This is a genomic window from Halodesulfovibrio oceani subsp. galateae (genome assembly GCF_055397225.1).
Genome location: NZ_AP042453.1, coordinates 814,610 through 836,313, shown reverse-complemented (window position 1 = coordinate 836,313; position 21,704 = coordinate 814,610). Strand labels below are relative to the sequence as shown.

The window sequence follows — 21,704 nt, the reverse complement described above, 5'->3', positions numbered from 1 at the left end:
TACTCAAAACATGCGGCTACATCAGGGTATGGGGCGGAGTGAACGATGTTCTCAAAAAATATTTTTTTACAAATTTTAGAAAAAAGAGTTCTCTCCCCGTCCTAACACTTCAAATCAATACAACATTATCTAGTCTTTTCCATGTAGATAAAAACATTTATTCTCACCCCGTTTTCATAAAAAAAAATCCCCGCCAAAAGATTGGCAGGGATGATAAACAGCGTATCGGGGCAAAAAAGTAGTCTGGATATTTTTTGTAGTACTGAATCAACTAATTTTGCCTGCATCAGAATAGGAAGGAGAATCCACTCCGGCATAATCCAAGGCATCTCAATCATTCTCAACCGTAATATGTCAATAACAAATAGAAACAATTACAAACGCCGTTTCAAAGACAGTCTGACCACTAGCCTAATTGGATCTTTCTGAAAGCTGCTGCTGTCAGGTGCTCCATAAGCTCCAGCGAGCCTGCAACGGCTTGCTTCTCATTTCCATACGCAACTGCTTGCATAATTGTACGGTGAATCAGGCTGCCCTTTAAATTATCTGCCTCTTCCTTATTAGCAAACCAAAAGCGTCTTGAAAGGCTCTGTACCTGCTCCATTGTATTATGAAAATACGGATTACCAGTGGAAGCCGCCACAAGGGTATGAATATCCTGTAGACATTGCAGAATCCCCTCTTCGTGCCCTTCCTCAGAACAAGTTACAATCTTATCCCCTAAAAAAAGCATCGACTTTTTCTGCTGCGGTGTACCACGCAAAATTGCAAAACGCAGACAGATAGGTTCAATCTGTCGACGCACTTCCAGCATCTGAATCTGCTGCTCAGCTGTGATACTCAAAAACTCAATCCCTTTTCGCGGATGAACTTTCAGCATGTCATCATATTCAAGCTTTAACAGTGCCTCGCGCACTGGAGTACGCCCTAAGTTGAGCAAAGAAGCCAACTTATTTTCGGAATAAAGTTTGGACACATCAATCTCACCAAAAACAAGCTTGCGCTCTATTTCAAGACGGGCAAATTCAGACTGCGATTTATTCTTAATCATAACCGGCGGTACTCTCTAGCTGGAAAATATTTCTGCATACACAACGACGATACTCTCTTTAAACACTCATTCGTGAAGACTGATATATCAAATATATCTCTTTCATTCAAACTAAACTAATCAGGTTCAGTTTGCAATTCAGAAACATTTGATACTTCAAAATTCACTTTAAAATCAGATAATTAAAATTATAAAACCTAACATATCACAGTCAAAACTCTTCAAGATTTTTTTCTATCATTTGCAATAAAACACTCCAAAACCCGCATGCACACACAAAAACATATGCACTTTGCTACTTTTTTATTTTTCTGTTGCTACAAAATAAAAACTGACATATCAGTTTAGCAGAAAAAATGATTATAACGATTTCAAAAGCCTTAACGGCTTTAAATACAGACATGAGAATAGACATATCAAGGAGCACTCTTTGAAATTTTGGAACGAAAAAGCGCTGTCTCAACAAGCAGATCCTGTCCTGAAGGAAGTAGACGTTATCGTCTGCGGCGCTGGCCCAGCAGGGGTTGCGGCAGCCACTGTTTGCGGCAGAGAGGGGCTCAATACACTTCTTATTGAAAAGAACGGATTTTGCGGCGGAGCTGCTGTTGCCGGACTTTCCGGCACTATCTGCGGCCTATACTTGGCTCAAGATGAAATCGAAACCAAAGAAGCAGTACAAATTGTCTTTGGATTCGCAGAAAACTTCAAACAACGCCTTCAGCAAAAAAGTGGCGTCACAGAGCCTCAGATATACGGCAACACACATGTGGCGACATTTGATCCATTTCGTTGGAGAGAAGCTGCTGACGACCTGTTAGAAGAAGCCAACGTTCAGGTACTGTTCCACTCTCTCGTTACTGAGATATGTCAGCAAGACGATCATATTTCTGCTATCCGTATCGAATCCAGTGCCGGACATACCTACATTAAAGCAAAGGCGTTTATTGACTGTACCGGAGATGCTGCAATTGTCGCCAAAAGTGGCCTTGATTTCACTTACGGTGACAACGGTGCAATCCAGAACCCGACAATGATGTTCCGTGTAAACAACGTAAATGAAGAAGCATTTTATCAGTACTTCGGCAAAGACACTATCTGCCCTGATGACTGTACACGAATGCTTGCAGAAGCCTTTAGCACAGGCAAGTACAACACACCCCGTGAGCGCATTTGGATCTTCCCTACCCCGCAAAAATCCATCTTTCTTATGAACTGCACTCAGCTTGCAGGTCAGCACGGAGAAATGCTTAACGTTATCAATCCAGAAGATAGAACTCATGCTGAGATATCAGGCCGCCGCGCTGCACGGGAATACCACAGGTTCTTTAAAGACAATGTTCCGGCATTCAAAGACTCAGAGATTATCGACATGGCACCTGAAGTCGGTGTCCGCCAGACACGTACCATTATTGGCGAAAAAAAACTCAGCAACAATCATGTAATGAACTGTATCAAATGTGATGACGGCATTGCCCGTTCATCCTGGCCAATTGAACTTCACGCTGGAGAAGTCTCAAAACTCAACTGGCTCATTAATGATTACTACGAAGTTCCTTACAAAGCATTAGTACCTAAAAATACAACAAATCTTATCGTCGCAGGCCGTTCACTCTGTGCAGACCACGAAGCTCTTGCTTCTTCACGCGTTACTGCACAGTGCTTTGAATATGGACATGCCGCAGCCGTAGCCACTGTTCTCAAATTTGAGACAGGCTGTAGCTACAAAGACGTAGATACTAATGAGCTTCGCAAGCGCATGGTTGCGAATGGAAGCTCTCTATAATTTGCCATCAACACAATTTTAAAAGCTATCTAGTGAGAGGAGAAAACTATGAAAGACTGCAAAATTAGCCGCGTTGAGCTGTACGCTGTTGCCGACCGTGAAGCACCACCAATTCCGTGGGCCGACAATCAGGAACCACTACTTTACACTAACAACATTGTCAGATTGATTACTGAAGATGGCGTTGAGGGTGTCGGCGCTACCATCAGTTACACAGAAAATGACTTTGACCGCTGCATCATCGAAGGCATGCGCACTATTGTTCCGGGCTTGATCGGCAAAAACCCGCTCATGACTGAGGAACTCAATGCATGGCTTGGCGCGCGTTGCTCATGGGGCGGCTTACCTGCAAAATCCCCTATTGATATTGCAGCTTGGGATATCAAAGGTAAAAAAGCAGGCATGCCTGTGTACATGCTACTAGGCGGCGCACGTAATAAAATGCTCTCCTACGCATCCACCCCGATGTTTGACACCGTAGAGGAATACTTCCCGTTCCTTGACGACTGCATCGCACACGGTTTTACAGCCATTAAACTGCATTGCTACTGCGTCTTCAAAAAAGACCTCGAACTCGTTCACGAAGTTCAGAAACGCTACGGCAACACCAACGTTCGTTTCATGCTTGATACAGCCACTTTCTACACTCCTGAAGAAGCTATGAAGATGGCTCAACTGCTGGAAAAATATGACTGGGAATGGCTTGAAGCACCTGTTTCAGACTACGATTACAAAACATACCAGCGCCTTGTTGAGAAGACCAACCTTGAAATCTCAAGCCACGGCAACTGCCTGCTCACATTGCAGGAAGTTACCTACGCTCTCGGCAACGGTTTCTGGTCAGATGTTCGTCAGGACGCCACAGTATGCGGCGGCATCACCCCGCTTAATAAATGTTTTGCGATTGCAGAAGGTCACTCGAAACGCCTTGAAATTCAGTCCATGGGCTACACCATCACGCAGGCTGCCAACCTTCACGTAGCTTTGGCACATTACAACTGCAATTACTTCGAGCAGTTCTACCCATATGAAAGCTTCGAATTAGGATGCAACACCCCAATCCGTACCGACAAAGAAGGCTACGTTCATGCGCCGGAAGGTAATGGACTAGGCGTTGAGATGGACTGGGACACAATTAAAGAAGCTTCCATTGCTTCCTACACTTTTGAATAGGCTCCGGGGGAGGACACACTGTGAAATTTAATAAACTTGAAGTTGATATAAAACTCACCATAGTAAGTTTTTCTTTCGTATTACTGCTGGGCATACTCGCTGTAATGTTTCCAGAGACTGTAAAAGGCACTATGAGTGCTATGCTCGATTTTACCGTCATTAACCTTGGAACCGGTTTCCTTTGGTACACCATTTTTGCGACTGTTGTGCTGCTGTTTCTTGCTCTCTCTAAGTACGGCAACATTCGTTTGGGCGGTGACAAACCAAAATTTAAAAAGTTTCAGCTATTCGCCATGGCTCTTTCCGCAGGCATGGGCGCAAGCACCATGTACTGGGCTTTCATTGAATCTATCTACTACTTCATGGACCCACAGTTCGGCATTGTAGATAAACCAATGGCTATGGAATATGCGACTGCATACAATATGTTCCATTGGGGTGCCGCAGGTTGGTTCACCTACCTGATCGTTGCTGTTCCGTTCAGTATTGTATTCTACATTAAAAAATCTCACAGAATGAGCCTTGCAGGTGTTGTTAACAGCATGTTCAATGATGCCCTGCCTGTTCCAGTTCAAAAAGTAATCGATCTACTCTTTATTGTTACAACCCTTGCTGCGACTGCACTGACTTTAGGGCTTGGAATCCCGATGATTTCAGCCAACCTTAGTCAGCTTACAGGCATTCCGAACAACTTGTTCCTTGGAATCGGCGTCATCTTAGCCCTTTCTGTCATCTTTTCTCTCAGTTCATACATTGGTATTGAGAAAGGTATGGCTCGTCTTTCCAACGCAACCATCTACATCTGTGCAGGACTTGTCGGGCTCATATTCATTCTTGGCCCTTCCGCACTGATGATTAACAACACCACAAACGGTATAGGTGTAATGCTCTCCGAATACATCCGTATGAGTACAAACACTGATCCGTACGGAACATCCCTGTTTCCTCAGTATTGGACTATTTTCTTCTTAGCTAACTGGATTTCATACTCCCCGGGAATCGGCGTATTCATCACCAAAATTTCCAAGGGACACAAACTCCGTGACGTTATCCTCATCCTCGTAGGAGCAGGAACTCTCGGCACATGTCTGATCTTCGGCATTTGCGGAACATTCACAATGAGCTTGCAGAATAGCGGCGCAGTTGACGCAGCAAGCCTTATTCAGTCCGGACAGCCGACAGAACTTGTTAAAGCAGTTTTCGGACAGACTCCTTTCCCTGCACTGGTAACTGCCATCTACTTGCTTGCGATGATTCTATTTACAGTGACAACTCTTGACGGAACCTCGTACTCACTGGCCAGCATTGCAACAAAACGCCTTGATAAAGAAGCAAACGTTTCACCAATGTTCCGCTTATTCTGGTGTCTGCTTCTTACAGCACTGCCAATCGTCTTCTTACTCATCAATGCCAACTTGAACATTCTGAAGGCCTTCCCTGTACTTATTATTGTACCGATGATGCCAATATTCACGATCTTGGCGTACAAGACTCTTGGATACCTCAAGGAAGTTTTTGGCGATATGAGTGCTGAAGAAATTGAAAAATACTCCGTTGAAATCTCAAACAGCGACGATTTGTAGCATCCCACTTTACGCTACCCATTAAGCTACCCTACATACCAAAAAGCCCCCCTGACTTCTCGCCAAAGTCAGTGGGGCTTTTTCTATATCAATATACTACGTTGTTACTTCACTGGGTACGAATATCCAATGCGTACCAAACAAAAAAACCGCCTTTATCCTAAAGATAAAAGCGGCGTTACGTGTATGACTATTCTTTTCTCAAATCGTACTTTCGCATTCGTAAATACAATCGCTTTCGTGGAATTCCCAACTCTACTGCGGTCTTTTCAACGCGCCCGTCATTACGAACCAACGCATCAACAATAAGTTGCTTTTCATAGCGTTCTACAAGTTCATCGAGAACGGCAACACCGGAGGCGGGAACGTCGCTTAAGCCAGCATCGTTCTCACCGGAAAGATCCAACGGTAAGCCGAGAACCAGCTGCTGAGCTACGTTACGCAGCTCGCGCACATTCCCCGGCCATGGATACTGCTGAAGGCGGTTGTTCACTTCTGACGCGACATCTGGTGCCGGTCGATTAAAACGGTCTGCCATTACGCCCATAAAGTAATGAAGCAACGGCATAACATCTTCAGCTCTGTCGCGTAACGGCGGGACGTTTATTCGGGCAACATTAAGGCGGAAAAATAAATCTTCTCGGAATGTTCCATTACTGACAGCTTCACGCAAATCAATTTTGGATGCAGCAACTACTCTGAAATCTACTGGGATAAGTTGGTTGCTACCCACACGTTCGATCACACGTTCCTGCAATGCTCGTAACAGTTTTACCTGTATATCAAGAGGCATGGACTCAACTTCATCGAGAAAAAGAGTTCCGCCCTGAGCCAATTCAATCTTACCGATTCGTCGACTGGAGGCGTTGGTAAAGGCACCGCGCTCATGACCGAATAATTCGCTCTCCACCAAACTGCCCGGTATAGCGCAGCAGTTCAACGGAACAAATTTTCCGTTCTGTCTATTTCCGCAATCATGCAGTGAACGTGCTGTAAGCTCTTTACCTACACCAGTTTCTCCTAACACAAGGACATCAACATCAATCGATGCCAATGAACTTACAGTCTGACGCAGCTGTGTAATCTCAGCAGACGAACCGAGAATCCGTGATTCTAAATCAAAATCAACAGCAAGACGCTGTTTTAGATTACGGTTCTCAAGACAAAGACGACGAGCCTCTAACGCACGCTTAGCGACCTCAATCAGGTATTCAGGGGGTGCTGGCTTTTCTAAAAAATCATACGCTCCGGAGCGGATTGCATCCAGCGCCATTGGCACATCGCCATGGCCTGTTAAAATAACCACCGGAAGATCAGGCGCAATACTCCTGATACGATTCAAAAGGGCAAGCCCGTCCATCCCCGGCATTTTGACATCACTGATTACCACCCCGAGCCAGTCGGGTGTAATATGCGGCAGAACCTCTTCCCCTGAGCTAAAGGTTTTTATTGTGTACCCTTCAAGCTCAAAGGTCTGCTGACACGCCTGTCGAATTTCAGTTTCGTCATCGACTAAGAAAATTTCACCAATCGGAGTCATAATTATCCAGCAGCTTTTTGAAATGAAAGAGTGAACTTGGTACCACCAGTTGCAGCATTAGTGGCGCTAATCTCCCCTCTCATATCCTTCACAATGTTATAGGAAATAGAAAGCCCAAGCCCGAGTCCTTTACCGACCTCTTTGGTCGTATAAAACGGGTCAAAAATTGATTCTTTAACTTCTGGCGGAATCCCCGCCCCTGTATCGGTAATTTCAATAGAAATAGTTTCTTCTGCTTCAATAACATCAACAGAAATTTTCCGTTCCCCTTCGTCCTGTTGCCCCACCGCATCAATGGCATTACCAAAAACATTAACCAGCACCTGCTCAAGCCGAATATCTTCTGCAGTAATGATGTACGACTGCTCTTTGTAACGCGGTTCGATAACAATGTTATCTTCAACAATTCTCGCCGTAAGCAAAGCCAGTGATTGTTCGATAACTGGAACTACTTCTACCGGATGCAGCTTGTTTGAAGGAAGACGAGCAAACTTTTTCAAGTGATTGATCATCGTGGCCATTCTTGCACTCAGGTTATCAATTTTGTCGATGTTTTCCTGATGAACTTCAATCTGTCCGCGCTCTAAAAGCAATCGGGCATTGTGCAGATAATAGCGGATCGCAGACAATGGCTGGTTCAACTCATGAGCAATCCCTGCTGAAAGTTGACCAAGAGCCGCCAATTTACCGGCCTGCACTAATTCATCCTGCACCCTGCGACGTTCTTTAACTTCCTGACGGAGTTTGGCGTTTGTTACACTCAAATGATCAGTCTTTTCCCGCACCCTCTTCTGCAATAGCTCCTGAGCCTTTTCACGCTCTGTCACATCATGCAGGGTAATCATCAAGCTTCGCTGGTTCCGCTGCTGAACAGGACGAATGACCACCTCTATCGGAAATTCAAAACCGTCGCTTTTGACGCCCTGATACACGTTCACGATCTGCCCGTTATTCTCAGAATTAAATGCCAGAGAACACGCATCGCAAAATGCCTGCTCTTCCGGTACTGACACGAAATAAGACAGATTCTGTCCGATCATTACCTGTGGATCAGCATTGAATAAGCTGACAGCCATCATGTTGAAAAAACGAATGGTTCCATCAGGGTCAGCAATAACAAGCCCTACCGCGGCGTTATCAATAATAGCCTGAGCATTTGCCTCTTCTACCGCCTGAGCAGTATCGCGGAAGACGCGCAGTGCACCGGCCATCTTGCCAATTTCATCATCGCCAGCTTCCGGTATGCTGTATTGCAGCTCTCCTCCGGCAATGGCTTGCATACTGCTCGCCAAGGCATTGAGTCGTGCCACAATACTGCCGCGTACATAAAACCACAAAACACAGGCAGCAAGAATCAAACTTACAAAAACCAGCCCTAGCTGTGCCCACCGAGCACGTTCTAACTTGCCCTTGGTCATAGCTGCCGCACTCAAGGCTTCAGCCTGCGTACGTGTTACAACCGTTCTGATGACAGTACGCAGCTGCCCCACAATTCGAGCATTCTCAGCAAGGATATCCTGCCCTTTGATATTATTTGCTATAATTCGCTTTTTTAGAGCAAAAACACCATCCGGCCCTTCAGCCCGAGTAAGCACTTCTGAAAACACCTGATGCAATGTAAGCGCACTTGCCTCGTCAGAGTAATGCTCCAGACTAAACCGTAGAGAAGCAATGGTGTCACTTGCAAGAGCAGCCAAGTTATCAACCTGAGCATCTTGTTGCGCCGATGAAGCCTGTAACAACAGACTCACCAGTAAATCGCCATTACTACCGATACGATCAACTATCTTTTTAAACCGACGGTTGGAGCGAAGCTTTGCAGCAGAAATATTTTTTTCGCCCTGCCCTGCTGCGCTACGGATTCGATCAATTTCAGCATCAAGATTATAGTTTAAGTCCTGACTGAGGGGCTCAATCTCCTCAAGCATATCAGAATAAAGCCAGCGCAAACGCTCCATATGCTTTTGAAGACGTTTCTCCTCTCTTAATCGATCCGTTACAACAATCTGTAATGAGAACAGGTTGTCTTTCAAACGCCCAAGCAGGTCATCTATTCCACGACGAAGCTGGGGGTTTGTATGTTCGAGAAGCCCCACCTCACGACTGAACTGCTGCAACAGCAAATCAAGATCCGCACGTATTCTTTTTTGGGTCTCTTCATCCGGTGCCGAGGCAAGGTTAGGGGCAATCGCAATAATTTGTCCGCCAGTCTCTGCCACGTCAGCGACTTGCGCTAATTCCGGCAAGTTTTTTTCTGTAATTGTCGCAAAAATTTCGCTTGAACTGTCCAAAAGAAAAAGCGCTGTCAAAACCGCCAGCACAGTCATTCCCGCAATTGCACCAAAAGCAAGGAGCAGTCGCTCCCAAATGCCTAATTTAGTAAAAAACGATGGTATCATTACTTTCTTTGCACTGAATCCAACAGCTTGTTGGCTTTTTTCAATCGCTTTTCTATAAACTGCTGCCACTGCTCTATCTGCTGCTGCTGTTCGGAACTTCTCGGTGTTCCCGTAAACGAATTAAAAAATATTGCATTGTACACAGGGTCTAGACTCTGCTTGTCAGTTACAGGAATCTCACTAAGCAGACTGTGCGTCTTTTTCTTTACTGAAAGAAAATACGGATCATTTGCAGCATATTGACTTTCCAACAAAAGCAAACGCTTCCAAAGCTGACGTCGCTCTAACAACTTGTATGTAATAAATTCTTCAAACAGATTATTCACAAGGTTGTAGCGCACCTGCGACAAGGAAGAATTGTACGGCTTTGCCTTGCCTTCCTTGATCAATTTGAACAATTGAGACTGTGCAAGTTTGCCGCTGTCGTACATCTGCTGAGCAACAGGAAGGCGACGAATCTGCGGCTTAAGCAGAACAGCTTGCCCTTCCGGCGACAGCATAAAGTCTATAAAAATTTCTGCTTCACAAGAATTCACACTGTTTTTTAGTGCCCCAATCCCCGCAGGCATCAGAAGAACAGGTTCGCCGTATCGAAACTTCACATCCTTTACATCCGGCGCACGACCCAGAATATCGATGACCAGTCCCACACCATACAGTCCGCTCTTAACCCCTTCTGTCACACTAAAGCTGCGGGCAGAAAGAGTTACAAGGTTACCGGACATGCGTAGCAGATACGCCCAGCCTTTTTCCCACCCCATCTTCTGCAAAAGACTTTCCACAATAAGATGTGTCGTCCCTGACCGCAAAGGAGTCGACATGACCACATGGCTGTAATATTTTGAATCTTCTAAGTCCTGCCAACGTTTCGGAGCATCAATGTTTTCATTTTTTAAATATGAATCGTTCCACATCCACCCCACACTGGACAACGCAAATCCATAAAAATAGCCGTCAGGGTCATCTACAGAAAATCCTTCACCACTCATTGCCTTGTACTGCCGCGCCCGTTCTGTGCGTCTCAGCATGCTGCCCTGTTTCAAAATCTCAAACGCATCGGGTGACGATGACCAGAACACATCAAAGTTTCTGTTATTTCCACGCAACAGTTCAGCAACGGCAGAAGCCGTTTTTTTATTTAAAATCGAAACCTTGATTTCAGGATGGAGAGACTTAAACCGTTCAATAAACGGTTCATAAAAATCGGGAGGGTAAGAAGTAATTATTCGCAAAGAAGACGATTGAACGGCTTTCGCCGCAGCAGGTACAATCCCGCAAAAAAGTAGAGCACAAACGACTCCGACCATACACCAGCAGACGTATCGAACTCCCCTTAAGAAGCCAACGTTCATTACTAACCTCCAGATGGTACCGCAAACCAGCATGAACAGTGTACCTGCATTCGGATGTGCTACGTATAAGTAATTGTAAAATATGACTTATATAAAAATTTATAATAACACTAAGCGGCAATCGCGAAAGTATAAAAATGTTTCTAACATGGGTCAAGAACACGTTCGGAATTTTCTACCAAACTTCACGGAACGCTCTACCCACTTCGCAAATTTTCTTCGGCTCAGCCTCTGCTCTGTCTTCAATAACAGCCCCCACTTCAACCAAATGCTTTCCCGTAGAAAAAAGTCACGGGTCATTTCCGAACATGTACGTGTCAGAAACGACCCACATTATATCTATTAAAAATGCTGACATTTTCGTCATTTACAACAAATTTAAAGCATTACCCTCACATCTCTCGATGGCACAATATTTGATTAATAATGACAAGTACTGTGAAAAATTTTGTCACGGTAGGAAGAGGGGAGCTATAACCAACTCTCTTTTTTTTTGCACAATTATGATGCTGCCGGTTGATGGATTGCCGGCTGTAATTGTTAACCGGCGGATATATGCCGCACACAAAGCACGGAGTATGTAATGAAAAGAATTTTAGCATTACTCATGGCACTCGTTTTTGCCTTCCCTATGTATGCTATGGCTGAATACCCAAGCAAGCCAATCACAATTGTTGTTCCTTCCAAAGCTGGTGGATCAACTGATACAACTGCCCGCATTTTTATTAATGCAGCAAAAAACTACTGGCCTGAGGCTAATTTTGTAGTTCAGAACATTCCTGGTTCTGGCGGCCAGAAAGGTTTTGAAGCTATCGCCCGTGCTAAAAAAGACGGCCACACAATCGGCTTAGTTTTTACCACTCAGATTGTATCTCACATTGTGTCCAAACGTGCTCGCTACACTCTCGACAGCTTCCACGTAATGGGCAACGCTGTAGACGATCCATTACTCATTGCTGTTCCTAAAGACAGCTCAATCACTGACCTCGCTTCTTTCATCAAAATGGCAAAAAAGAACCCGCTGACCGTTGCTGTTAACGGCATTGGTTCCGATGACTTTATTGCTGCCAAAAAATTTGAAAACAAAGCTGAAGTTACATTCAACCTTCTGCCTACAAAAGGTTCTACTGAGCAGAAAGCACTGATCCTTGGTGGTCACGCAGATGCAAGTATCATGAACCTTTCCCAGATGCAGGCACAGCACAAAGCGGGCACCGCTCGTGTTATCGCTCTCCTCAATGCAGAGCGTTCCGACGTTCTTCCAGAGGTTAAAACTGCTACTGAACAGGGTTACGCTGTAAACATGACTGCTACCCGCGGTTTTGTTGCTCCTTCCGGCATCGACAAAGACATTCTTGCTAAGCTTGATGCTCTTCTCGTGAAAGTTAACAGCGATCCTAACTTCATTGCTGACTGCAAAAGAAATGTCTACAGCCAGCTGCCAATGTCCGGCGAAGACTACCGCGCATACCTTGAAGGCCTTCAGACAGAAACACAGTCTTTCTACGACAAGAACCCTTGGTAATACAATATGACAAAAAGATTTGCTGAGTTATTGCTCCTCGGCGGATTTTTGGTACTTGCGGTGCTGCTTTACAACAGCACCGCAGCGTACCCAAAATTCGTTCAGGGCTCGACAGCCGCATATGTTCGCTTTTTGGGAATTTGTCTTGGCATTCTATGCCTTACAGAGCTGTTCTTTGCGTCCAAAAAGAAAGAACAGGACAACCAGAAAGCACCTCTTAACATGGCAGACGCTCCCCGCCGATTCTGGGGACTTTGCATCCTGTTATTTGTCTATGCTGCCTCATTTGAGTTCTTAGGATTCTATCTGGCATCAGCAGTTTTTCTTCCGGTAGCTATGCTTCTACTTGGAGCACGAAAACCAATTCTTATCAGCCTTACCTCTGGAGGAATTTTGCTTTTCGTCTACCTCGTTTTCGAAAAATTGCTTGGAGTTTTTCTCCCGACAAGTAGCTTGTTCGGATAAGGATACATCGTATGATCTTAGAATCAATATATTCCCTGATGGCACCTTTGCCATTGCTTGCTGTAGTTCTCGGAACTATTTCCGGCGTAATCATCGGCGGTATGCCGGGTCTGACAGCGACTATGGCAGTTGCGCTCCTAATCCCTGTCACCTTTACTCTTGATCCACTCATCGGTCTTGTTCTTATGGGCGGCGTCTACTGTGGTGCCATGTACGGCGGCTCTATTCCAGCGATTCTTCTGCGCACACCGGGCACTCCGGCAGCAGTAGCAACCGCACTGGAAGGCTACCCGATGACACAACAAGGTCGTGCGGGCTTAGCGCTTAAAATTTCTGTTATTGCAAGTTGCGTCGGGGGCGTATTCTCAACAATCATTTTGCTAATTCTGGCTCCAATCCTTGCAACATTTGCACTCTCTTTTGGACCGCCAGAATACTTCCTGCTTGCGATTCTCGGACTCGCGGGTCTTGTTTCCATGGCTGACGAAAAAACCGGCCTTATCAAGTCCCTAATCTCCGGTGTGATTGGTTTGATCATTGCTGTTGTCGGCACTGACCCTATCTCCGGAATGCTCCGCTACACAGCAGGACTGACAGACTTGTACGACGGTGTCGCATTTATGCCGGTACTCATCGGTCTGTTCTCTATTTCGCAGATGCTTTCCCTGACCGGTAAAAGAAGTGTTGTAGATAACGCTGCACTCGTTACCGAGATCAAACGTGAGCCAATGCCAAAAGGTATTTTCAAATACATCAGCATCGGTTCTCTTACCGGTACTCTTGTGGGTATTCTGCCTGGTGAAGGTGCAACCATTGCGGCGTTCCTTTCCTATAACATCGCAAGACGCCGTTCTAAAAATCCTGAGCTATTCGGCAAGGGTAATCCAGAAGGCATTGCAGCTGCGGAAGCAGGTAACAATGGCTGCGTAGGCGGTTCGTTGATTCCGACTCTTACGCTTGGCATTCCCGGCAACAGTGTTGCTGCGGCATTGCTTGGTGGCTTACTGGTTCACGGTCTGATTCCGGGTCCAGAGCTGTTCACCACCTACGGGTCAATGACCTATGCATTTATCTTCTCTCTGTTCATTGCCAACATCGTATTTTTGATTCTGGGACTGTACATGGCACCGTACTTTGCGAGAATTGCACTCACTCCTACTGAGCTGCTGATTCCTGTTGTTTGCCTGTTCTCAGTTCTTGGCTCTTACTCAATGAACAACAGTGTGCTTGATGTCTTCCTCTGTCTGCTTTTCGGTCTCGGAGCTGTCCTTCTGCACAAAACAGGCTTCTCCCTTGGCGCACTTATCCTCGGGCTTATCCTTGGGCCAATTGCCGAAACAGGCTTTGCACAGGCGCTTATTATGAGCAGAGGTAGCGCAGCTATCTTCTTTAAAAGCCCGCAAGCAATTGTACTGTGGTTCATCATCTTCCTGCTGTTAGTACCACCACTCATCAATATTCTTAAAAAGCATCGTACAAAGTCAGTGTAAAACGCCACACACTAGTCTTATCGAGTGATTTCACTTTGTCGTTCTCCCTACCTATTCTACGACAAAGTCACAGATCGCCTAGAGTGACACACTATGGCTTTCCCCCTGCATCAATTGATGCAGGGGGGTTTTCTATTTTTATAATTTAGGATTAATTTCAAGAAAATAGCATTGTTGCAAAGCAATGATTCGGAAGCTAGGTGCGTATACTACAACGCAGTTCACGCACCCATAATTTCAAAATTTTCATAGCAGACCCAATTGCTCTTAAGGTTTCGAGCCAAACATTCTCTTGTCCACTTCTTCCTTAAGTCTAATACCTGACGGAGTGGTGCACAAACCGCCCTTACCGGTACAACGCAACGTATCCGGCAATGCATTTCCCACTTCCCACATGGCGCAGATAACTTCATCAAGGGGTAATGTTCCGCGAAATCCGTACATAGCAATGTTAGCAGCAGTTACAGCATTGCTGACCGCAGCGACGTTACGACCTATGCAAGGAACTTCCACCTGCTCTGCCACAGGATCACAAATGAGCCCCAAGGAATTCTGCATAGCCAGTGCCGCAGCATTACAAGCTGCTTCTGTTGATCCGCCAGCCATTTCAACCATTGCTGCTGCCGCCATACTGGCTGCAGAACCACATTCTGCCTGACAGCCACAGACTTCTGCTGCAAACGTTGCCTGTTCATTAATAAACACGCCGATAAGTCCGGCAACAAGCATTGCCTTTGCTGCTGTTTCCACTCTAGCATCTTGTGGCACCTCAAGCTGATCAAGCATGCTGAACACCGCGGCAGGCAGCACACCACAAGAACCAGCAGTCGGCGCAGCCACAACACAGCCCATCGCCGCATTAAGCTCCATCACAGCCACGGACATCACGGTGGCCATGTCCAGCATACCGGTTGGAATAAATTTGCCATCCATCACAGCATCGCGAAGTTTGCTTGCAGAAGGACTCAGGAAACCCTTCATTGTAAAGTCACCAGCCAGACCAGTTGAAACCGCCTCTTCCATCACTCGAATTATTCGTTCCATCATTTCTAAAACTTCAGAGACACTCACCCCTCCACGGGCTGCCTCATACAACGCAGCCGCTTTCCATAACGGTGCATTATGTTCTGCACACCAATCCAGCATTGCCGCAGCGCGAGTGAACGGCACCTCGCAGTCAGCAGATGCAAGCACAGGCATTACCGGAGTAATGATACGCACACTGGCATCACCACAACGGATCTTTATTGTTTCCAACAAACTCTGTGGAATTTGTTGTCGTGTGTGAATAACAATAACACCTCGCCAGTTATCACTATTTTTTCCATTTTCGCTTATACTAGTACCATGCGCGACAACATTCGCCTCACGTAACAACGACTCAACGTCGCCACACACACTCTTCATAGAAGAAGCAGTGCCGCCTGACTGTAAAATAACAAGTTCGTAGTAGTCGCCAGCCAAAGAAACTGGACATTCATTTATCTCATTCAGCTCAATGCACCCTCCACCGATTGACAGACCGCTTACAGAAACAGTTCCGCCATTCTCATCCATCAATTCCAACAAGACAGTGTTAGGGTGATCTGCTTCAAAATCTTTTACCTCAACGACCAGTTCAATCCCCTTTGCCTTGATAAGAGAAAGTGCATCAGACAGACGCGGGTCTTGCGGGAGCATCCCCAACAAACCCGCTGCCAAACCCTGATCAGATTTCTGCCCCTTATACGTCATGGCAAAGGAACCATTCGTTTCAAACATCACTTTCACACATGTGAGCCTGCCGCCGCACAATTGCCCTGCAAGGTAGCCGATACGGGCAGGGCCGGCTGTATGAGAACTGGATGGCCCGACCATAACAGGACCAATTACGTCATTAAAAATGCTTGATGGTAATTTTTTCATATCGCTTCCTTATATTGCGTCAGCATCTCCATACTAACTTCCCAGAAACAGTTTAACTGGCACCGCACAGTAGGTAATGGGTAAAATCATCCTATTTTAATAGCAATATATTACTCTTCCATTCACTAATTCCTCTTCCTAATTTGGCAAAGAGAGAATAAAAACACTCAATCAGTGAATATTAACATACTCGAAAAGGAATCCCTTATGCGCAAACTCATTATCATCGCCCTCTTACTGTTCGCCCTTCCGCTCGCAGCAACAGCAAATGATTGCAAAGCCACATACGGCAACGGCAACACTGTATTTACTCTTGCAACAGGAAGTCCCGGCGAATTGGGTCTTCTTGAAGCATTAGCAGACAAGTTTAACAGCACAAACGACACCACTATGTGTTGGAAAAAAGCTGGATCAGGAAAATCTTTAAAGCTTTTGAAAGCAAGAAAAGTAGACATCGTTATGGTTCATGCACCGGCTGCTGAGAAAAAAGCTGTTGCTGATGGCTGGGCTGGAATGCGTACCCTCATTGGTTCAAACGAATTTTACGTGGTCGGGCCAGTTGCTGACCCTGCAAACATCGCAAAAGCTCAATCCGTAGCTGAAGCGTACGGTAACATTGCCAAAGCAGGTGCACTGTTCTACTCACGCGGCGATAATTCAGGCACGCACAAAAAAGAACTCAAAATCTGGAAAAAAGCCAACATCGCTCCGAAAGGAAAATGGTACCAGACTACCCATAAGTTCATGCAGGCTACGTTGCTTAAAGCTGACCGTAACAAAGGTTACTTTATGACTGACTCCTCCACATGGGTTGCCACAAAAAAGGATATCAAAAATCTTAAAGTACTCTTCAAGGGCGATCCTATGTTGATCAACACATACCACGCTCTGCTTTCACCTACAGGCCCACAGGCAAAAGTTACAAAGAAATTTATCGAATTACTCAAAGGCGAGGAAGGCCAGAACTTGCTCAGAACCTTCGGTAAAGCTGAACACGGTGAAGCCATGTACAACGATGCAGCCTACGCATCTCAGTACGATCATTAAGCGTACATTTTGCCGGACACAGAATATGTCAATATTCTGTGTCGCTTAGCGAAATACGACTCATAAAAAGAGCAGTTATGGACATCATCCATAACTGCTCTTTTTATTGAGGTGTCGCACTTAGTTATTACACCCATCTGACCATGCCGCAATGTACCCTGCTCCTTCATCACGACTCAGCAAACAAGCACAAATTACACGCTCATGATCATCGTCACAACATCTCGCAGGCTTTCCACTTGACCTGTCTACCAGTGTAGGCCTGATAACTATCTTTGCCGTGTGGCATCGTTCAATATCAGGAGTTACACCATTGATGAAACAATTACATACATTGTTTTTCACTATAGTTATACTGACTGCCGTTACGCTGACAGCAATTGCCAGCCACACTCAGCCAACCTATCAGCTTGGGCATCGCGAGATTACCTTACAAATTAAAGAGCTACAAAAAAGACAGGAAGGCACCATGCAGTCTGTAACCTACACCAAAAAATTTACCATGAACCAACCGGTAGATGTCCTCTTTCCATTATTTAGCGCGGAAGGCGAAACATTGTGGGTTCCCGATTGGAAATATAAAAACGTTATGGGATCTACAGAATTACATGAAGATTATGTTTTCCTGACACAAACTCATGACCATGCTTCCACAAAAGCTGTCTGGCTTGTAAAAAGATATGATCCGAAAACATATTTTGTTCAATTTTACAAAGTTGAGCCAAACGATAAGGTGGGCATTGTAACTGTAAAATGCACTCCCATAGACGCAACAAATACTGAAGTTCAGGTTAGCTACCAATACATCGGCATTGATGAAAAAGGTAACAAATTCATCAGCACCTTCACTGCGGAAGATTACTCAAAGTATATTGATGAATGGGAAACACTCCTCATCAAATATTTCGCATCGCTGTCCTAACGAATAATTTGGTGACCGCGACAATCCAGTAACGGGTCAGTGCACGTCGATGGCGGTCACCAAGCATAACTGGTAGGCTAAAAGCCCTTTTGCTGAAAAATATGAATCTGCAATATAGATACTTACGATGACAGGATAGTACGATGATCACAGTTTCCCAACTGGCTAAAAAATTTGGTATATCACGAACAACTATTCTCTATTATGAACGAGCGGGTTTACTTCTGCCAACAAAACGCTCTTCAAATAATTATCGCTGGTATGGTGAAAAAGAAATTTCAAGACTGGAAATGATCATGGCATACCGGTCATTTGGTTTACCTGTCGCGCAATTACCTGAACTCTTAGATCGGGATGATGAAGCAACACAGGAGCAAATCCTATGCAATCAATTCAAAGCTCTTGAAACAGAGATACAGCAACTCAGATTGCAGCAAAAAGCCATTATGACCCTTCTTAAGCATCCTGACCTGCTAGAAAACCAGATGGTCACTAAAAAACGCTGGAGCAACATTATGAAGGCTGCAGGCTTGAGCGATCAAGACATGCACAACTGGCATCAGCAGTTTGAAAAAATGGAACCTGAAGCACATCAACAATTTTTAGAATCCCTCAATATTTCACCAGATGAAATAAAAAAAATACGCAGCTCCACTCAAAAAAAGTAGTAAAAAAAGCATCATTACTCAGCTACGACCATTACTACTTTGGGAGCATACGAACGCCGCACAACAATTACACATTGTTTTGCGGCGTTTTTAATCGCTACCTGACACTTATGTAAACTCTTCCCCTACGGGAGGGGCTTCACAAAAAAACTCTATTCGCTATAGTGCAACCTCAGAATATAACAGACTCAATCCAGCACTCAAAATTATTGAGTTCGCACAATGAAACCTTCAGGCGCAACAGACTGTAATCAAGCACTAGCAAACCAAAGGAATCTTTTTATGACCTGCACTACATCTAGCGACAACAACCCTACGGACAACATCAGCAGCACACCGCAGCTGCCTATACGCATTCAGCGCCTTAAAGATGCTTACCTGAAGGTGAAGCCGAGTATCACCATAAGACGCGCTCTGGCGTACACTGAGGTCACAAAAGAGTACCCGAACCTGCCAATCAATGTGCGTCGCGCCAAAGGTTTTAAAAGAGCCTGCGAAACCGCACCGCTGAGAATTCAAAGCGGTGAGCTGATTGTAGGACACCCTTGTGGTAAACCTCGTGCCGGTTCATTCTCTCCTGATACAGCATGGAAATGGCTTCGGGACGAGCTGGACACCATAGGAACCCGTGCTCAAGATCCGTACGAGATTAGTGAAGAAGATAAAAAGATAATGCGCGAAGAGCTCTTTCCTTTTTGGGAAGATCGGTCTCTTGATGAAGCATGTGAGGATGCTTTTCGAGAAAAGGGATTATGGGAGTTTTCTGCCGAAGCCTGCGTAAGCGACTTGACCTACCACCATACCAGTGGCGGCGGAGACACAAGCCCTGGGTATGACATCATTTTGTTTACCAAGGGAATTAATGGCGTAAGAGCTGAAGCAGAAATGAATCTAGCCCAATTACCAAAAGAGGCTGATGCAACCAAAGACGACGCAAAGAAGATACATCACTACCAAGCAGCGCTCGAAATCTGTGACGGAATCCTTATTTATGCAAATCGTCTTTCTGCTTATGCACTGCAATTAGCACAGGAAGAACAAGACCCTACCCGCAAGGCAGAACTTGAAAAAATAGCCGAAGTTAATGCCACTGTTCCCGCCAATCCGCCCCAAAATTTTCATGAAGCCCTGCAAGCCATCTGGACTATCCAGTCCCTCTTCTTGCTGGAAGAAAACCAGTGCAGCACTTCTCTTGGTCGCTTTGACCAATACGTTTATCCATGTTTTGCAGCAGACATAGACTCTGGTCGAGTATCAGAGGCAGAAGCCTTTGAGTTAATGAGTTGCTTCATCCTCAAATGCTCTGAAATGATCTGGTATACTCCTGGAGCAACAGCTCAATATTTCGCAGGCTACATGCCATTCATCAACCTTTGTGTTGGCGGAATTAAACGGCAAGGCGGCGACGGAACCAACGCCCTGACATACCTTGTCATGGATGCTGTCAGCAAAGTAGGAGTGTACCAGCCTTCTCTTGCCTGCCGAATCCACAATCAGTCTCCGCAAAAATATCTGCAAAAAATTGTTGAAGTAATTAAAGCTGGTAGTGGAATGCCTGCCTGTCATTTCGACGATGCGCACATAAAGATGATGCTCCGAAAAGGGTTCGATTATGAAGATGCCCGCGACTACTCCCTCATGGGTTGTGTTGAGCCACAAAAATCCGGACGCATCCACCAATGGACAGCAGGCGGCTTTACGCAGTGGCCTGTCGCTATCGAATTTGTTTTCAATCACGGTGTGCTGGAATCTTACGGTAGCAAGGTGGGGCTGGATACCGGCGACATATCACAGTTTAAAACCTATGAAGATTTTGATGCCGCAGTCAAAAAGCAGATCGCTCATATTTTAGACCTAACTGCGCAAGGCACGGTTATCAACCAAGAGCTTGTCCGCGACACGATGCCTACGCCGTACATGTCATTATTTGTTGATGGCTGTATGCAAAACGGCAAAGACGTTACTGCCGGTGGCGCTGTTATGTACGGTGGCCCGGGTACAATATTTGCCGGACTTGGTACCTACGTTGACAGTATGGCAGCAATTAAGAAACTTGTTTTTGATGAAAAGAAATACACTGTTACAGAACTGAAACAAGCGCTTAATGCAAACTGGAAAGGGTATGAAGAATTGCAGGCAGATTGTCTTAACGCTCCCAAATACGGGAATGATGATGATTACGCAGACATGATTGCAACAGACCTCATCGATTTCACAGAAAAAACAAGCAATCAGCACAAAACATTATATGCTCATCTGATTCACGGCACGTTGTCTCAGTCATTCAACACTCCACTTGGGGAAATGATTGCAGCCACTCCTAATGGCCGTATCGCGAATTCTCCGTTATCAGATGGCATGAGCCCTTCCCAAGGCGCAGATAAGAATGGTCCTACATCGATCATCAACTCTGTGGGCAAACTCAACGTTGAATCCATGAGCCTTGGGATGTCGCACAACTTCAAGCTGCTGAAGGGAACCCTAGAATCACCTGAAGAGAAAGCTGGCTTAATCACGTTACTGCAAACGGCTTCAATGTTAGGTAACGCGCAAATGCAATTTAACTACCTTGATAACGAAGCCCTAATCCAAGCACAAAAAACCCCTGAAGAATATCGAGATCTCATTGTCCGCGTGGCTGGATATAGTGCTTTCTTTGTAGAGCTATGCAAAGAAGTGCAGGACGAAATTATTAGCCGTACGATACTGGGCTACAATAATTAACCAGCACCTGCATTCTAAAAGTGTAATAAAAAAGGCATCATTAATGATGCCTTTTTTCATTACAACTGAAGCAAAAG

At 45.3% G+C, this 21,704-nt stretch carries 15 protein-coding genes; 10 read left to right on the top strand and 5 right to left on the bottom strand.

The features are described 5' to 3' along the window. Positions 1-406 precede the first annotated feature (406 nt). Entirely contained in the window at positions 407-1,051 is a 645-nt protein-coding gene (locus ACZ5V1_RS03720) for a GntR family transcriptional regulator (RefSeq protein ID WP_464390674.1), read from the bottom strand. Between the two features lie 430 nt (positions 1,052-1,481). Between ACZ5V1_RS03720 and ACZ5V1_RS03715 the strand changes: the two genes are divergently transcribed. Genes ACZ5V1_RS03715 through ACZ5V1_RS03705 form a run of 3 tightly spaced genes read left to right on the top strand, consistent with a single transcriptional unit; the run spans position 1,482 to position 5,590 of the window. Continuing rightward, entirely contained in the window at positions 1,482-2,834 is a 1,353-nt protein-coding gene (locus tag ACZ5V1_RS03715) for an FAD-dependent oxidoreductase (RefSeq protein ID WP_464390673.1), read from the top strand. Between the two features lie 48 nt (positions 2,835-2,882). Beyond that, positions 2,883-4,007: a mandelate racemase/muconate lactonizing enzyme family protein gene (locus tag ACZ5V1_RS03710; RefSeq protein WP_464390672.1), complete on the top strand. Its 1,125-nt coding sequence runs from the start codon at positions 2,883-2,885 to the stop codon at positions 4,005-4,007. A gap of 20 nt (positions 4,008-4,027) precedes the next feature. Continuing rightward, positions 4,028-5,590, top strand: coding sequence for a BCCT family transporter (locus ACZ5V1_RS03705; protein ID WP_464390671.1), 1,563 nt, complete (start codon positions 4,028-4,030; stop codon positions 5,588-5,590). A 190-nt stretch (positions 5,591-5,780) separates the two neighbouring features. Here the strand turns inward: ACZ5V1_RS03705 and ACZ5V1_RS03700 are convergent, their stop codons facing one another. The 3 genes from ACZ5V1_RS03700 to ACZ5V1_RS03690 are packed head-to-tail and all read right to left on the bottom strand — an operon-like array spanning position 5,781 to position 10,881. Then, entirely contained in the window at positions 5,781-7,130 is a 1,350-nt protein-coding gene (locus ACZ5V1_RS03700; RefSeq protein ID WP_464390670.1) for a sigma-54-dependent transcriptional regulator, read from the bottom strand. 2 nt (positions 7,131-7,132) lie between these two features. Next, entirely contained in the window at positions 7,133-9,598 is a 2,466-nt protein-coding gene (locus tag ACZ5V1_RS03695; RefSeq protein WP_464390669.1) for an ATP-binding protein, read from the bottom strand. Then, positions 9,529-10,881, bottom strand: coding sequence for an ABC transporter substrate-binding protein (locus ACZ5V1_RS03690; protein WP_464390668.1), 1,353 nt, complete (start codon positions 10,879-10,881; stop codon positions 9,529-9,531). Before ACZ5V1_RS03690 ends, ACZ5V1_RS03695 begins: the two co-directional genes overlap by 70 nt. A 583-nt stretch (positions 10,882-11,464) precedes the next feature. Here ACZ5V1_RS03690 and ACZ5V1_RS03685 point away from each other — a divergent pair. From ACZ5V1_RS03685 to ACZ5V1_RS03675, 3 genes are read left to right on the top strand one after another with little or no spacing between them, the layout of a single operon-like run. After that, positions 11,465-12,406 (top strand): Bug family tripartite tricarboxylate transporter substrate binding protein, encoded by a 942-nt coding sequence (locus ACZ5V1_RS03685; RefSeq protein WP_464390667.1) that lies wholly within the window; start codon positions 11,465-11,467, stop codon positions 12,404-12,406. Between the two features lie 6 nt (positions 12,407-12,412). Then, a complete protein-coding gene (locus tag ACZ5V1_RS03680) occupies positions 12,413-12,871 on the top strand; it encodes a tripartite tricarboxylate transporter TctB family protein (protein ID WP_464390666.1) in 459 nt (152 codons plus the stop codon). 11 nt (positions 12,872-12,882) lie between these two features. After that, positions 12,883-14,361: a tripartite tricarboxylate transporter permease gene (locus tag ACZ5V1_RS03675; protein WP_464390665.1), complete on the top strand. Its 1,479-nt coding sequence runs from the start codon at positions 12,883-12,885 to the stop codon at positions 14,359-14,361. A 267-nt stretch (positions 14,362-14,628) separates the two neighbouring features. Here ACZ5V1_RS03675 and ACZ5V1_RS03670 read toward each other — a convergent pair whose 3' ends face one another. Beyond that, on the bottom strand, positions 14,629-16,266 hold the full coding sequence (locus tag ACZ5V1_RS03670; protein ID WP_464390664.1) for an L-serine ammonia-lyase, iron-sulfur-dependent, subunit alpha: 1,638 nt from the start codon (positions 16,264-16,266) through the stop codon (positions 14,629-14,631). A gap of 207 nt (positions 16,267-16,473) precedes the next feature. On the opposite strand from ACZ5V1_RS03670, the gene ACZ5V1_RS03665 reads away from it, so the two are divergent. The 4 genes from ACZ5V1_RS03665 to cutC all read left to right on the top strand — a co-directional run bounded on the left by ACZ5V1_RS03665 (position 16,474) and on the right by cutC (position 21,627). Beyond that, positions 16,474-17,313 (top strand): ABC transporter substrate-binding protein, encoded by an 840-nt coding sequence (locus ACZ5V1_RS03665; RefSeq protein ID WP_464390663.1) that lies wholly within the window; start codon positions 16,474-16,476, stop codon positions 17,311-17,313. Between the two features lie 316 nt (positions 17,314-17,629). After that, on the top strand, positions 17,630-18,235 hold the full coding sequence (locus ACZ5V1_RS03660) for a hypothetical protein (RefSeq protein ID WP_464390662.1): 606 nt from the start codon (positions 17,630-17,632) through the stop codon (positions 18,233-18,235). A gap of 143 nt (positions 18,236-18,378) precedes the next feature. Next, positions 18,379-18,903, top strand: coding sequence for a MerR family transcriptional regulator (locus ACZ5V1_RS03655; RefSeq protein ID WP_464390661.1), 525 nt, complete (start codon positions 18,379-18,381; stop codon positions 18,901-18,903). Between the two features lie 282 nt (positions 18,904-19,185). Beyond that, positions 19,186-21,627: a choline trimethylamine-lyase gene (gene cutC, locus ACZ5V1_RS03650; RefSeq protein ID WP_464390660.1), complete on the top strand. Its 2,442-nt coding sequence runs from the start codon at positions 19,186-19,188 to the stop codon at positions 21,625-21,627. The last annotated feature ends 77 nt before the right edge of the window (positions 21,628-21,704 follow it).